This is a genomic window from Acinetobacter sp. AS167 (assembly GCF_037152175.1).
Lineage (GTDB): Bacteria > Pseudomonadota > Gammaproteobacteria > Pseudomonadales > Moraxellaceae > Acinetobacter.
On sequence record NZ_JBBCMP010000005.1, the window covers coordinates 1 to 14,475 of the forward strand.

Genomic DNA, 14,475 nt, shown 5'->3' on the forward strand with positions numbered 1-14,475 from the left:
TAATGAGTAATGAGTAATGAGTAATGAGTAATGAGTAATGAGTAATGAGTAATGAGTAATGAGTAATGAGTAATGAGTAATGAGTAATGAGTAATGAGTAATGAGTAATGATAAAACTAATTTAAATACGAAAAACAGCCACTTTTATGGCTGTTTTCAAATCCTTAAGTGATCGCATCACTTTTTGTAAAAGAACATTTAAAAAAACTTTGTGATGGTTTGAATAACTATAGCATTCACAATATCAACAAAAAATGCACCTGTTAGAGGGATAATTAAAAAAGCTTTATGCGATGGCCCATAAGTATTCGTCACTGCTTGAATATTGGCAATGGCAGTTGGTGTTGCGCCTAAATTCACCCCACACTGACCTGCACACAATACTGCCGCATCATAGTTTTTACCCATAACACGGAAAGTAACAAAAAACAGATATAAAGCAAGAAAAATAGTCTGAACAATCAGAATAATCACCAAAGGACCTGCTAAATCAGCAAGTAGCCATAATTGTAAAGACATCAAGGCAATAGCTAAAAATAATGCCAGCGACGCATTACCAAACACATCAATACAACGGTCAAACAGTTCAATTTTAAATACATATTCCAACGTATTACGTAAAAATACTCCACATCCCAATGCCCATACAAAGGTCGGTAGCTCAAACCATTGCCCTTTGGCAAAACCTGTCATAAAGTTAGCAAATACAATACACAGTGCAAACATTCCTATGGTTTTAACTGCATCATCAGCGGTGATTAAACGGGTTTTTTCTGGATATTCAAATGGCGCTGTTTCAGCCGATGGGGGAGCTTGCATACGCGTTGCTGATGGCGCAATTTCTTCAGCCAATTGATAGCGACGAATCAGAAACTTTGCAACTGGACCACCCATCATTCCACCAATGACCAGACCAAATGTCGCACTCGCCATTCCTAAGACAACCGCACCTTTGATACCATAATTTTCTTCAAAAATACTGCCCCATGCTCCAGCTGTACCATGTCCACCAGTTAAAGTGACGGATCCTGCAATCAAGCCAATCAAAGGATTTAAATCCAATACAGTTGCCAAACTTATACCAACAGCATTTTGCAATAACACATAAATCACCACGCAAACCATAAAAAGAAGCAGCGATTTCCCTCCTTCTTTTAATTTAACCAGACTTGCACTCAGTCCAACAGAAGTAAAAAACATCAACATAAAACTTTGTTGAATATTGGCATTAAAATTTACGGTTAAATTAAATTGCTTAAATAGTACAAATGTTACAGCAGCAGCAATTAACCCACCTACGACAGGTTCAGGAATATTATATCGCTTCAATATACTGATCTTATTTACAAGAAAATAACCAATAAAAAGAACGGCTACAGCAATTGCAATCGTGCCAAAAATATCAACATTAATGTTCATTGTTAACCATTCAAAACTTTTATGGCGTTATTAATACTTAAATTTACTCAATAATTCATTAAAAAATATGTAAAACTATTATTAGTCTATTCGTTGGTCAAAATATTCAGAAGAATTTTCATCACTAAACAGATTGAAATTATCACTTTTATTGTGAAGCTTTTAAAGCACGGATTGATTCGTCTCAGCCAATGTAAGAATCGATAGAGCTATACAGATGATGACCTAATTAAACATTGATAAAGGTACATTAAAATAAAACAGGGAAGCGATGTGCTTCCTTGTTTCTATTCTCATAAAGTATTCATCTATTTTTTAACTTCTATTTCAGCTGTAGAATTTGAATCATTTCTATACTCTGACATTGTCAATAATTTAGAGCTTTCTAAACGATCATCAGCATCAAAAACCATTTCATAAGAAGTTTTTTTCCCATTAAAAGCTGATTCTGTTGGTGTGCCAATAATTTCCCAAAGTCCTAAAGTGAAGACATCTGCCGCACCGTGCCAAACCGCACGGCTTATTTTATTAGCCTTTGAATATCCCTGCATAAATGTGTAAATTTCATAACGTTTACCATTTTTAAATTCAGATGTAATAGGTGCCCCAATTTCAGCAATAATTAAACTACGATCTACGCCTTTATTAAATATTGATAAATTTTTTTTTGTTGGTTGCTTTGTTGCCATGACAGCAGCGCAGCCTGTATTTAGAGAAATTACAGCAAATAAAACAATTTTTGATAAACTTTTAATTTTCATACTTAATTACAATCCAATGCGTTATGTCGACAATCCATTCTTTTGTTCAGTTGTAATTGCCTGATCTTTTACATTGTATCTGAAGTGTAACTTTAGAAAAAGTTATTTTTAATCTTTACACTTCAATTTTTCATTTATTTTTTTATTGTATAAATCCCTTTTTAATCATACTCACTCAGGTAACTTATATCCGCAATTTGGACAGAAACAATACTTGTTTTTTTCCCTTTCCAATTCCTGCTCTTTACGTTCACGAATCAGTTGTAAAACAATATCTCGCGTCTGCTCAGCAGATAAGCCAACATCTCTACGAATCTCATCAATTTTGTCTTCATCATGAATAATATCAATTTCGCAACTTTCTAACATATCTCGAAACTTCAACTCCAGTTGTTGTTTTCTTAACTCTAATTCATTGGCTAAACCATTTGCCAAAATACCTGCAGGTAAAGCGGCTAATCCGACGCCAAGTATGGTAATCAATGCACCAAGAAAACGTCCAAGGGGTGTAATCGGTGTTACATCACCATAACCAACAGTGGTTAATGTCACCACGGCCCACCACATAGATGCAGGGATTGAGCTAAAGACATCAGGTTGCGCTCGACCTTCCACGACATAGATACCTGCTGCTGCCATTACGATCATAATGACCAAAATAAAAATTACTGCTTGAAATGAACCTTTTTCACGTTCTATAACACGAAGTAAAATCTGTAGTGAAATGAAATATCGGGTAAGTTTCAATAAACGTAATAAGCGTAAAATCCGCAAAAATCTCAAATCAATATGTACAAAGAAGTTGATATATGCAGGTAAAATCGCCAGTAAATCGATAATCGCAGCACCACTGGTCACATATTTCCAGCGTACTCTCCACTCAGAATCAAACGGTTCTTTTTCTACAACACTCCAAAAACGTAAAATATATTCAGCTGTAAATACAATGATTGAAAAATCTTCAAAAGCATCGAAATAAAGTTGATAGGCTTTATAGACATCATTGATTGATTCTAAAAGTACCGCAACAACATTACCAATAATTAGAAAAATCAAAGAAAAATTGATCGCACGACTAAACCATGTTTCATAATCTTCATTATGCAAATTGTCATATACAAATTTTCGAAGTGTGTACCAAGCTGTGAATCGCATGCATTATTCTTTATTTTAAAGATAAAGCATCTTAATACTTCTCGATTTAATTGCACATCTTCAGCTACTTGAGATTACAATTTTGTTGACTATTTTGAATGTTAAAGCCTCGAACTCAAATTATAAATATATCTTATTCATTGCATAATTTTTTGTTATAGAATAAATAAGATTACAATGTCTTATTGAATCATATGCATTTTGTGAAGGCGCGGTTGAATTTTATCGTTTTAAAGCTATTTTTATAAATTTTTTAAAGCGTAGAATAAGGTCGCGGACAGTATCGTTAAAGGCACCCTTTCCTCTAAAGATACTATCCGCTAAATCAAAGCCAGTCTCCCAAATGTCTTTGATTTGATAAGTTTATTCTAACGTTCTACTGAATAGAATGTTTCCCGTATTTAATATAAATCTCCAGTATTTTTGGAATGATTTTTCACATATTCCATTATTATCGAAAATATTTTCTGTGGTAAAGCTCATGAATGAAAGTCAGTACAGTTTAGATAGGATTGATCGCAAAATTTTATCGGCACTTCGAAAAGATGGACGTTTAACAGTCGCCCAGCTTTCTGATCTGGTTGGACTCTCCTCTTCACCATGTTGGACACGCGTTAAACGTCTAGAATCTTTAAATGTCATTGAAGGCTATACTGCAACCATTAATGCCAAAGCCATCGGGATTAATGAGCTATTTTTTATTGAGATCACTTTAGAACGTCATGACGACGAGATCTTAGAACAATTTAGTGATGCGCTTAGTCAAATGCCTGAAGTTATAGAAGCGCATTTGGTAACAGGTGATTATGATTATTTGGTCAAAGTTGCGGTGAAAAATGCTGAACATTATGAACGCTTTTTACGTAAAAACTTATATTCAATGAAAGGTATTCGTCATACCCGCTCTATTTTTGCTTTACGTCCTTTAAAGCTTGAAAATAAATCAGACCTAATGATGATTGAATGAGCAAAAAAACTGAGAAGAGTTTTCATATTTAGACTGAAAACTCTTGTTTTTAGCATATTTTTCAGCCAATTCAAAGATACAAAAAGCTTAACACCTACAAAAAATAGTACTTTAGTCTAAGACTTTTTTGAATATTTATTACACAAATATACTAATCAAATTTTAATCTGGTTGTTTTTCGTACACATCTTTACAAATTTAAAAACAAATTATTTCATATATTTAAATCATTTACGAAAAAAATCATTACACAAACTAAGATTTATGTAACTTTTCTACATTACAATATTATTAAAACTTGATGAAACAGGAAATATATGAAGAGATTTTTTAAATACCTACTGATTGTCATCGGGGTTATATTTGTTATTGGATTGATCTTTTTATTTAGACCAATTGCTTCTAAAAAAGTCAACACAACAGCAGATGAACCAGTTGTAGATGTGGTACTTGTTGGTGGCGGTATTATGAGTGCAACCTTGGGGACTTACCTCAATGAAGTTGAACCAGACTGGACCATCAATATGTATGAGCGTTTGGATCAAGTAGGTCAAGAAAGTTCTGCGGGATTCAACAACGCAGGAACGGGACACTCTGGCTTTATGGAAATGAACTATACCCCTGAGAAAGACGGTAAAGTTGATATTAAAAAAGCCATTGATACTGCTTCACAGTTTGAAGTAAGTAAACAATTCTGGGCTTATCAAGTCAAAAATGGCGTGCTGGGTCAACCAAACAGCTTTATTAATCCTGTACCACATATTGCCTTTGTTTGGGGCGATAGCGTGAACTACATGAAAAAACGTTATGAAGCGATGAGCCAAAGCCCAATGTTCGAAGGATTAAAATATACTGAAAATCCTGCTGAAATTAAGCAATGGGCGCCTTTAGTTATGCAGGGCCGTGATGCAAACCAAAAAGTTGCTGCAACACGTATGGACGTAGGTTCTGATGTAAATTATGGTTCAATTACGACTCAATTAATTGATCATTTGAAAAAACAGCCTAAATTCAAACTTGAAACTTCATCTGAAGTAACAGGTATTAGTCAAAATGCAGACAAAACTTGGACTGTATCGTTTAAAAATCTAAAATCCAATACAACCAGTCATGTTAAAACTCGCCATGTGTTTATTGGTGCGGGCGGTGCCGCAATTAGATTATTACAAATGACAGGTCTGGAAGAAACTAAGCAATATGCTGGCTTCCCGATCGGTGGTATTTTCTTGATGACAGACAATCCAGCTGTTACATCACAACATACTGCAAAAGTCTATGGTAAGCCTGAATTAGGTGCACCTCCAATGTCTGTACCACACATTGATACTCGTTACGTTGACGGTAAAAAGTATGTATTGTTTGGCCCATTCGCAACCTATTCAAACAAGTTCCTAAAAAATGGTTCTCAGTTTGATTTAATTGATGCGACCAACAAAAACAATGTGATTCCGATGGCAACCATTGGAATAGAAAATCTGGACTTGGTGAAATATTTAGTCAGCCAAGTGGCGATGTCTAAGCAAGATCAGTTCAATGAATTGAAAAAGTATTATCCAGATGCAAAAATTGAAGACTGGACTTTAAGCCAAGCTGGCCAACGTGTTCAAATCATCAAAAAAGCACCGGGTAAACCAGCAACACTTCAATTCGGTACTGAGATTTTCACCTCTAAAGATGGTTCAATCACTGGCCTTCTTGGTGCTTCTCCTGGTGCATCAACCTCTCCATATATTATGTTGAGCTTGATGGAAAAAGCGTTCCCAGAGCAAGTGAAAGGTAAATGGAATCCAAAATTGCATGAGATTGTGAAGTCTTATCAACAGGATTTAAATACCAACCCTGCTCTGCTTGATCAAGTGCGTACATATACCAGCTCGACTTTAGGTTTAAACTATACACCTACTCGTAAAGCTGCAAATGATGCGACAGCCGCTGCTGCACCTGCTGTAGCAAATGCACATTAATTTTCTTGTCTAAAAAAGATGAGCTACAGCTCATCTTTTTTATGGCTGAATATCTCATTTTGTGTTTTAATAGACTCAGTATGAGATGAGCCTTATATAAGTATAGAGTGATCTATACGACTAGCCCCTGAATAAGGGGCTTTTTAATGCCTACTCAAAAACTTTCTGATTAAGCAAATGGTTATTAAAGAAAATTAAGCTTTACCCAATTGATTAATTTATAAAAAATGATCAAAAAATTTATTTATTTTCACTGAATCTAATTGATTTAAAACAGATCATTAAAATTTTAGAATAATAAAAATTTGAATGTAATAATTTACTTATAAAAATAGATTACGAGGATTTATTTTGAATCAAACTATATATCAGTTGTTTTAAGTTATCTTGAATATCTTTGGGTAATTGTATAAATAAAGCATCGATAGGCATCTTATCCCAATTTTCTGAGACATTCTCTTGCTCATCTAAACTCTCAGCCAATAAGAATAGCTGTGCGACAGAACAATTAAAAGCTTCCGCAAGGTATTGGAGTATTGCAGGACTGTACCCTTGATTACCATTCTCAAGATTGGAAATATTACTTTTGAAGTATTGGAAAAAATCGGCTAATTACTGTTGAGTCCAGCCCTTCCGTTTTCTCAAATAACATATTGGATGACCTAGAGATCAACTCATTAACAAATGCATTATTTGATTTCGTGAACACTGATTTTGATCTATCGAGCATTAATCATTATGTCGTTATTTTAGATTTTAAAGATATGATGGCTGACATTTTAAAAATGTATAGTTAACAAATTATTATTTTTATCAAAAAATATCTGTACTAAATTCCTAAATGAAAAATATACAATTGCCGATTTGAATCAATGATTTGTTTAATACACTCTTTCATTTGGTCAAACTGATCCACCACTTTATATTTCTGAAATATTAATTTTTCTTGCTCTTCAACAAATTTATAAGTTTATCCTTTACTAAATTTTAGAAATTTCAGAAATAATTTTATAACATTTATAATACTGCTGATTATGTTATATGCAGCTAAAGCCCCTTTCGAATCAATAATCGTTTGAACATAGTAATTTAAACCAGTATGTCTAACCTTTTTAGATGGATTATAAGTTGGTATCTGTTGTAAGAAACCATAAAAAACATAATTTGATTATCATGTATAGATACATCATAAGGTACTTGATTAACCAGTTGCATATGATCTTCATATGCATATGTTTCTTTATCTAGGACAACAAAATCGTGTACTTGAGCCATTTCTCACCAGTTTATATAACATTGATGTAATTCCTTTACTCTATTGTATAAACCATTCGAATATCATTTTAACCATTATATTTAAGTAAATAGCACATATAAGCATTTTTATACATAAAACTAAGGGCTGAATAATCAGCCCTTAGTTTCAACTCAATTTAATATATTTTTCAATAGATTAGCTTAATTGAGCAGCAGCAATTTTCTTAGTATCGATACCTTTAGCAGCATCTGTATACTCGCCCATCTTGTCGAAGTTCAAGTATTGATAGATGTCAGCAGACATGCTGTCAATTTGAGCAGCATATTGTTGATACTCTTCAGGAGAAGGTAATTTGCCAAGTACCGCAGCAACAGATGCAAGCTCAGCAGAAGCTAAGTATACATTTGCACCTTGACCTAAACGGTTCGGGAAGTTACGCGTAGAAGTCGATACACAAGTAGTGTTCGGAGCTACACGTGCTTGGTTACCCATACATAATGAACAACCTGGCATTTCAGTACGCGCGCCAGCTTTACCATAAATGTTATAGAAACCTTCTTCCATCAATTGATGCTCGTCCATACGTGTTGGTGGAGCCAACCATAATCGAGTAGACAATGAACCACCTGGTACTTTATCAAGTAATTTACCAGCTGCACGGAAGTGACCAATGTTCGTCATACAAGAACCAACGAATACTTCATCAATCTTAACGCCTTGAACATCAGAAAGAAGTTTAGCGTCATCTGGATCGTTCGGGCAGCAAAGAACTGGTTCTTTAATGTCAGCAAGATCAATTTCATACACTTTAGTGTATTCAGCATCAGCATCAGCTTTAAGAAGTGATGGATTCGCTAACCATTTTTCCATGTTCTCAACACGGCGAGCCATAGTACGTGCATCGCCATAACCTTGAGAAATCATCCACTTCAACATGGTGATGTTAGAGTTCAGGTATTCAGCAACTTTCGTTTCAGAAAGTGTGATTGAACAACCAGCAGCAGAACGTTCAGCAGAAGCATCAGAAAGTTCGAATGCTTGCTCTACAGTTAGGTCAGTTTCCATTTCTGTTAAGTCGATTTCTAAGATACGACCAGAGAAAATGTTTTTCTTACCTTTTTTCTCTACAGTTAAGTCACCCGCTTGAATCGCGTAGTAAGGAATTGCATGTACAAGGTCACGTAGCGTGATACCAGGTTGCATTTTACCTTTGAACTTAACAAGTACAGACTCAGGCATATCTAATGGCATAACACCAGTTGCAGCAGCAAACGCGACTAGACCAGAACCCGCTGGGAATGAAATACCGATTGGGAAACGTGTATGTGAGTCACCACCAGTACCAACTGTATCTGGAAGAAGCATACGGTTTAACCAAGAGTGAATAATACCGTCACCTGGACGTAATGAAACACCACCACGGTTCATGATGAAATCAGGAAGCGTATGTTGCATTTGAACGTCAACTGGTTTTGGATATGCAGCTGTGTGACAGAAAGATTGCATCACAAGATCAGCAGAGAAACCTAAGCAAGCTAAGTCTTTCAATTCATCACGTGTCATCGGACCAGTCGTATCTTGCGAACCAACAGTCGTCATTTTCGGTTCACAGTAAGTACCTGGACGAACGCCTTGACCTTCTGGAAGACCACAAGCACGGCCAACCATTTTTTGAGCTTGAGTAAAGCCTTTACCAGTGTTTTCAGGTTGAACTGGAACACGGAATAAAGTAGATGCTGGCAGACCTAAAGCTTCACGCGCTTTAGTTGTCAAACCACGACCAACGATTAAGTTGATACGACCACCCGCACGAACTTCGTCAAGAAGAACAGGCGTCTTCAACTCAGATTCAGCGATTTGCTCGCCTGCTTTAAATGCAGTTACTTTCGCTGCAGCATGATCAATTTTAAGAACGATTTCATCGCCCATGTTCATGTTAGCAACATCAATTTCAACAGGTAACGCACCAGCATCTTCCATTGTGTTGAAGAAAATTGGAGCGATTTTAGAACCTAAGCAGTAACCACCGTCTTTTTTGTTCGGGATGTGAGCAATGTCATCACCAAAGAACCAAAGCACTGAGTTAGTCGCTGATTTACGAGAAGAACCGGTACCAACAACGTCACCAACATAAGCAACTTGGTTGCCTTTTGCGATGAGTTCTTTGATTTGGTTTAATGGACCAACTTCACCAGGAACTTCTGGGTTGATACCATCACGTACGTTTTTAAGCATTGCGTTTGCATGCAATGGGATATCTGGACGGCTCCAAGCATCTTGTGCAGGAGACAAATCATCAGTATTTGTTTCGCCAGTTACTTTGAAAACAGTAAGTTTGATTTCTTCTGGAACGTCTTTACGGCTAGTAAACCATTCAGCATCAGCCCAAGATTGCATAACGGCTTGTGCATTTGCATTACCCGCTTTGGCTTTTTCAGCAACGTCATGGAACGCATCAAATACAAGAAGCGTTTTTTTCAATGCTTCAGCAGCTAAGCTTGAAAGTGCAGCATCATCAAGTAATTCAACCAAAGGTGCTACGTTATAACCACCAAGCATAGTACCTAATAAGTAAACCGCACGCTCTTTAGAAACCAATGGAGAAGTCGCTTCACCTTTAGCAACAGCAGTCAAGAAAGCAGCTTTTACATATGCAGCTTGGTCAACACCTGCTGGAACACGGTTTTCAAGCAAATCTACTAAAAATGCTTCTTCACCCGCTGGTGGATTTTTTAGTAATTCAACCAAGTCAGCAGTTTGAGCATCGTCAAGTGGCTTCGGTGGGACTCCGAGTGCGGCACGTTCTGCAACGTGTTGGCGGTAAGCTTCTAGCACGGTGTAATTCCTCTTTTTAAAAATTTACCTGTGAATTCCTGCTTATTAAAGCTTCACAGGCAATATGGACTGTCAAATTTTACTAAAAATCAAGCCAAAAGTTAATGCAATGAGCGTATTAATTCGTGATGACCATTATTTTATAAATAAATACTCATCACTTTTCGCTTCATTTAACTACAGATCTACACAGTACGCTTTCATCAGACGTTTATGTAAATTATTTCTCAAATTAAATCGAAAAATCCCTAAAAATACAGGGTCTGTTGACAATTCGTCTATGTTTGCGACTACGGGTGTTTTTTAGATGATACAAGGCATGAAATATGAAATTTAGTCATTCTAAATGAATAGTTCGTAACGATGTAGCAGCAAAAAACACTCTAGTCCCCCCGCTGCGCCTTGCGCTGCAAACAAAGCAGTGCTTTGTTCTTGCTCAGGGTTGTGGCTAAAATTATCTCAGTCTGCGTTATGAAACTCAAAAATAATCTCGCTATTCTCTTCGTTTCATACCTTGCCTGCTCAATTTTAGCCTACAACTCAAACCATTTATGAAATGCCAGCAGACCCTTATCTTTGTAAAACATGAACTTCTCTTTAATCCGAAAGAAGTTATGCCTACATGGCTTTTAGACTGTTTTAGCCATAAAAAAAGCAACATATGTTGCCTTTTTTTTAGAGCAAAGTACATTCCACCTTAGTGGACTGTTGTACTGTCTACATACTTTTGAAATTCTGTACGACAACCTTCAAATTTCATTTGCACTTCATCTTCATGAAACATTGAATGTTCAGTACACGCAAATGAAATTTTTACTTGGTATAACTTCGCTCGTTCGTCAATGACTTCTTGGAAAAAAACTTGATCACCTAAACTCAGCACATAATGACTTCCGCTAATCACAGCGACACCATTGTCATCTTCTAAGAGCAAATCTGCATTATGTAAATAAGCAACTACTTCCATTGTCTCACTCCTATGCTACTTTTTGTTTTCTATTTCTATATTGTATATATGCTTTTCAATTTATATGCTAATCATTTTTTGTGACGAGGCTTGTCGATTACTTAGAGATTCTCGATAACCCAACATAAAAAACACGACATGGTAATCTTTATGCAAAAAACACATATAAATGATTTAAAGGGATGGACACTCAAAAGTGTGAATGTATTGACCATTCACGATTCGCATTTCTAATTTACACAAATTCTATTCTTTCATTGTCTGCTAACCAAGCATATTGCCTATTTTGGTACTTTAAGCCATAAAAAAAAACCGCTCCTTAGAACGGTTTATAATCTGGCATTTTTTTGGGATCATGCGGTGTATTTAAACACTGTTCAAATGCTTCGTTCTTAAACTTTGCTTGAACTGCATCTTTATCCGCTTTTAGCTCTGCATCTGATAATGCATAGACTTTTTCTAAATACTCAAGTACAAAGCCTTTAGTCGTTGGATCAGTGACTTTATTTGCATACTCAATTGCTTCTTTCTTGGTAATCCCATTTTGACGATCTAGAGTAATAGAGCGTGCAGCATTACCAATACTGGTACAGTAACCTTTCCAAATTTCTTCAGGAGTTGCAGGCTTTTTCTCAGTACAACCCACCATCAATAAAACAGTGCTTATCGCACCTAAAATTACGAACTTCTGCATTAAAAAATCTCCAATTCCACACTATGATACTTAATTTTTCAGTAAATTGGAGAGTTTCTTGCTTTGAAATTTTACATTCCTCGCCAATCTACACGTGCATTGCGCTCAGTTGCGTAAATTCTTTTCACGTATTGCCCTAAAGGCAGTTCTAACAAATGTTGGCTAAATTCGGTAAACTCTTGAGAAATATTTTCTGCATATTCCTTTTCCCACGGTGTCGCAGGTAATTCTAATAAAGGCGCAAGAATTGAACATACTGAAATATCTGCCAAACCAAGGCGATCACCCACAAAATAACGGCAACCGTTATCAATCAAGATCTTATTTAAACTGTCGATAGTCAGCTCTAAATTGTATTTAGATTCTTCGACTTTCTCTTTGTCCAATTGATAACTTTTTGAAACCATGGTTTTTAGAATAGGCTTTGAAATTTTTTCAAATTGACGTAAATAGCCTTTTTCACCAATCATAATTTCTAGCGGTTCATCGCCTTCTGCTAAAGCATGTGCCAATCCCCAACGACGTACATGAATACCTAACTCATTGGCAATCAGATCAATTTCTAAGGTTTTTTCACGAAGCGTATGATCGGTACGAAGCAGTCGATGTTCAGGATAAACGTCATCTAGATACAATGCGATTTGAGTCGACCCCGCAATAAAACGTTCTCCATCTTTTAAAATAGGCAGCTTGTTTTGCCCTGTTTTAAGTTGTGCAAATGCACGATGGACACCTGGGATTAAATTCTGCGCAACAAAATCCAATTCTTTATGATCAAGCAACCAACGGGCTTTTTCACAGTAATGCGAGAGTGGGAATTGGTACAACGTACGCATGTAGTCTCCAAATTATTTTTTTAATTAAAAGCTTAGATAAATCTAAAAGTTAAGATTAATCCTGAGTAATCTTATGTACTTTAGACATTCATCACCTGAATTACAATGTACTTTTTACTTCAATCGCTCGTCATATGACCCAATGCTTATTCTATGGTTATATCAGTTTCTTTATTCTTTATTCGTGATAGGAATAACAAAGCTAACTCCGACTAAGAGCCAGACCTGATAAAACAAAAATAAATAATAAATTTCAATTATTTAGCTTATATTTAATATTAAAAAACTTTGCGATTTTTATCCTAACAATATTTTTAGATAAGTTAAGCACAATAGTTCGTTTAATTTTTACCACAATATTGCTTAGCGTTTTGGTATCTATTGAAAGGTGCCAATATGTCTAGTTTGAATTCTTCTACCTCAGCCTTTGTGATCCAAAACGATCAACAAGCAATAAATGCAGCTTACCAAGTTGCTGATTTTGCTTTGGTAGAACGAAATATACGTGATCAACAACGAATTTTACCTGTTGATGTCATTCAAGAATTAAGCCTCAAAGGATTAGGCGGAATTCGTATTGCCAAAAAATATGGTGGCGCTCAAGTTTCAAATAAAACCCTTGCGCATGTTTTCCGTATTTTATCTAAGGCAGATGCCAGTGTTGGCCAGATTCCTCAGAATCAATTTGGTTTGTTAAATGCCATTGAGCACATTGCCAATGAACAGCAAAAACAGTTTATTTATACTGAAATTTTAAATGGTAAACGTCTTTCTAACGGTGGTCCAGAACGTAATACCAAAGATACCCGCACCATTGAAACACGTTTAGAACAGATCAATGGTCAATACCTTTTAAATGGTGAGAAGTTTTATTCAACGGGTTCACATTTTGCCGATTGGTTGGCGATACGCGCAATTCACCCAGATGGTCATATTGTTTTAACTGTTATTGATGCAAAAGCTGACGGTGTTGAAATTGTTGATGATTGGGATGGCTTTGGACAACGTACAACGGCAAGTGGCACAGTGCGTTTAAAGAATGTTGTGGTTCACCCAGATCTTATTATGGATGAAAAACCACTTGCCGATGCTTCAAAATATCGTGGTGCGTACTCACAACTGATTCAGGTTGCGATTGATGTGGGCATTGCAGAAGCTGCGTTTGCAGATACTTTATCTGCAATCCATAAAGCGCGTCCAATCATTGATGCCAATGTGGATAAAGCCAGTTTTGAAGCGTATACCCTACAAGAAGTCGGTAAGCTCAATATCTTACTCGAGGCATCCATTTTATTACTGGATGAAGCCGCAGAATATTTAGATCAATTAGATTCACAAGATATCGTCAGTCCTGAACAAGCCAGTAAAGCCTCCATTATCGTTGCTGAGGCAAAAGTGTATGCCAATGATGCAGCACTACTTATTTCTGAAAAATTACTTGAATTGGGCGGTAGTCGTTCAAGCCTAGAAACTCATAATCTCGATCAACACTGGCGTAATGCTCGTGTGCATACCTTACATGACCCTGTGCGTTGGAAACTTCATGCCATTGGAAACTATTACTTAAATGGTACGCAAAATCAACGCCATGCGTGGATTTAAAGTTAAATAACTTCGTT

10 protein-coding genes are annotated in these 14,475 nt (G+C 36.1%); 3 read left to right on the forward strand and 7 right to left on the reverse strand.

Features of this window, described 5'->3' with window-relative positions:
- Nucleotides 1-198: 198 nt before the first annotated feature.
- The 3 genes from gltS to WFN33_RS10390 form a co-directional block, all read right to left on the reverse strand.
- Nucleotides 199-1,419, reverse strand: coding sequence for a sodium/glutamate symporter (gltS, locus tag WFN33_RS10380; RefSeq protein WP_336952995.1), 1,221 nt, complete (start codon nucleotides 1,417-1,419; stop codon nucleotides 199-201).
- Between the two features lie 308 nt (nucleotides 1,420-1,727).
- Nucleotides 1,728-2,180: a hypothetical protein gene (locus WFN33_RS10385; protein WP_336952996.1), complete on the reverse strand. Its 453-nt coding sequence runs from the start codon at nucleotides 2,178-2,180 to the stop codon at nucleotides 1,728-1,730.
- A gap of 171 nt (nucleotides 2,181-2,351) precedes the next feature.
- Complete coding sequence (locus WFN33_RS10390; RefSeq protein WP_336952997.1) at nucleotides 2,352-3,335, reverse strand: ion transporter; 984 nt, start codon at nucleotides 3,333-3,335, stop codon at nucleotides 2,352-2,354.
- Between the two features lie 481 nt (nucleotides 3,336-3,816).
- On the opposite strand from WFN33_RS10390, the gene WFN33_RS10395 reads away from it, so the two are divergent.
- Both WFN33_RS10395 and mqo read left to right on the forward strand, forming a co-directional pair.
- On the forward strand, nucleotides 3,817-4,302 hold the full coding sequence (locus tag WFN33_RS10395; protein WP_336952998.1) for an Lrp/AsnC family transcriptional regulator: 486 nt from the start codon (nucleotides 3,817-3,819) through the stop codon (nucleotides 4,300-4,302).
- A 317-nt stretch (nucleotides 4,303-4,619) separates the two neighbouring features.
- Complete coding sequence (gene mqo / locus WFN33_RS10400) at nucleotides 4,620-6,266, forward strand: malate dehydrogenase (quinone) (RefSeq protein ID WP_336953000.1); 1,647 nt, start codon at nucleotides 4,620-4,622, stop codon at nucleotides 6,264-6,266.
- A gap of 1,453 nt (nucleotides 6,267-7,719) precedes the next feature.
- Here mqo and WFN33_RS10405 read toward each other — a convergent pair.
- The 4 genes from WFN33_RS10405 to WFN33_RS10420 all read right to left on the reverse strand — a co-directional run bounded on the left by WFN33_RS10405 (nucleotide 7,720) and on the right by WFN33_RS10420 (nucleotide 12,856).
- Complete coding sequence (locus tag WFN33_RS10405; protein ID WP_336953001.1) at nucleotides 7,720-10,359, reverse strand: bifunctional aconitate hydratase 2/2-methylisocitrate dehydratase; 2,640 nt, start codon at nucleotides 10,357-10,359, stop codon at nucleotides 7,720-7,722.
- A 697-nt stretch (nucleotides 10,360-11,056) separates the two neighbouring features.
- On the reverse strand, nucleotides 11,057-11,326 hold the full coding sequence (locus WFN33_RS10410; RefSeq protein ID WP_004720907.1) for a hypothetical protein: 270 nt from the start codon (nucleotides 11,324-11,326) through the stop codon (nucleotides 11,057-11,059).
- A gap of 319 nt (nucleotides 11,327-11,645) precedes the next feature.
- The gene (locus WFN33_RS10415; RefSeq protein WP_336953003.1) at nucleotides 11,646-12,020 is read right to left on the reverse strand and encodes a hypothetical protein; all 375 of its coding nucleotides are present in this window, start codon (nucleotides 12,018-12,020) and stop codon (nucleotides 11,646-11,648) included.
- 71 nt (nucleotides 12,021-12,091) lie between these two features.
- On the reverse strand, nucleotides 12,092-12,856 hold the full coding sequence (locus tag WFN33_RS10420; RefSeq protein WP_004821170.1) for a glutathione S-transferase family protein: 765 nt from the start codon (nucleotides 12,854-12,856) through the stop codon (nucleotides 12,092-12,094).
- Nucleotides 12,857-13,252: 396 nt separating this feature from the next.
- Here WFN33_RS10420 and WFN33_RS10425 point away from each other — a divergent pair, with 396 nt between their 5' ends.
- The gene (locus tag WFN33_RS10425; protein WP_336953004.1) at nucleotides 13,253-14,458 is read left to right on the forward strand and encodes an SfnB family sulfur acquisition oxidoreductase; all 1,206 of its coding nucleotides are present in this window, start codon (nucleotides 13,253-13,255) and stop codon (nucleotides 14,456-14,458) included.
- Nucleotides 14,459-14,475 lie beyond the last annotated feature (17 nt).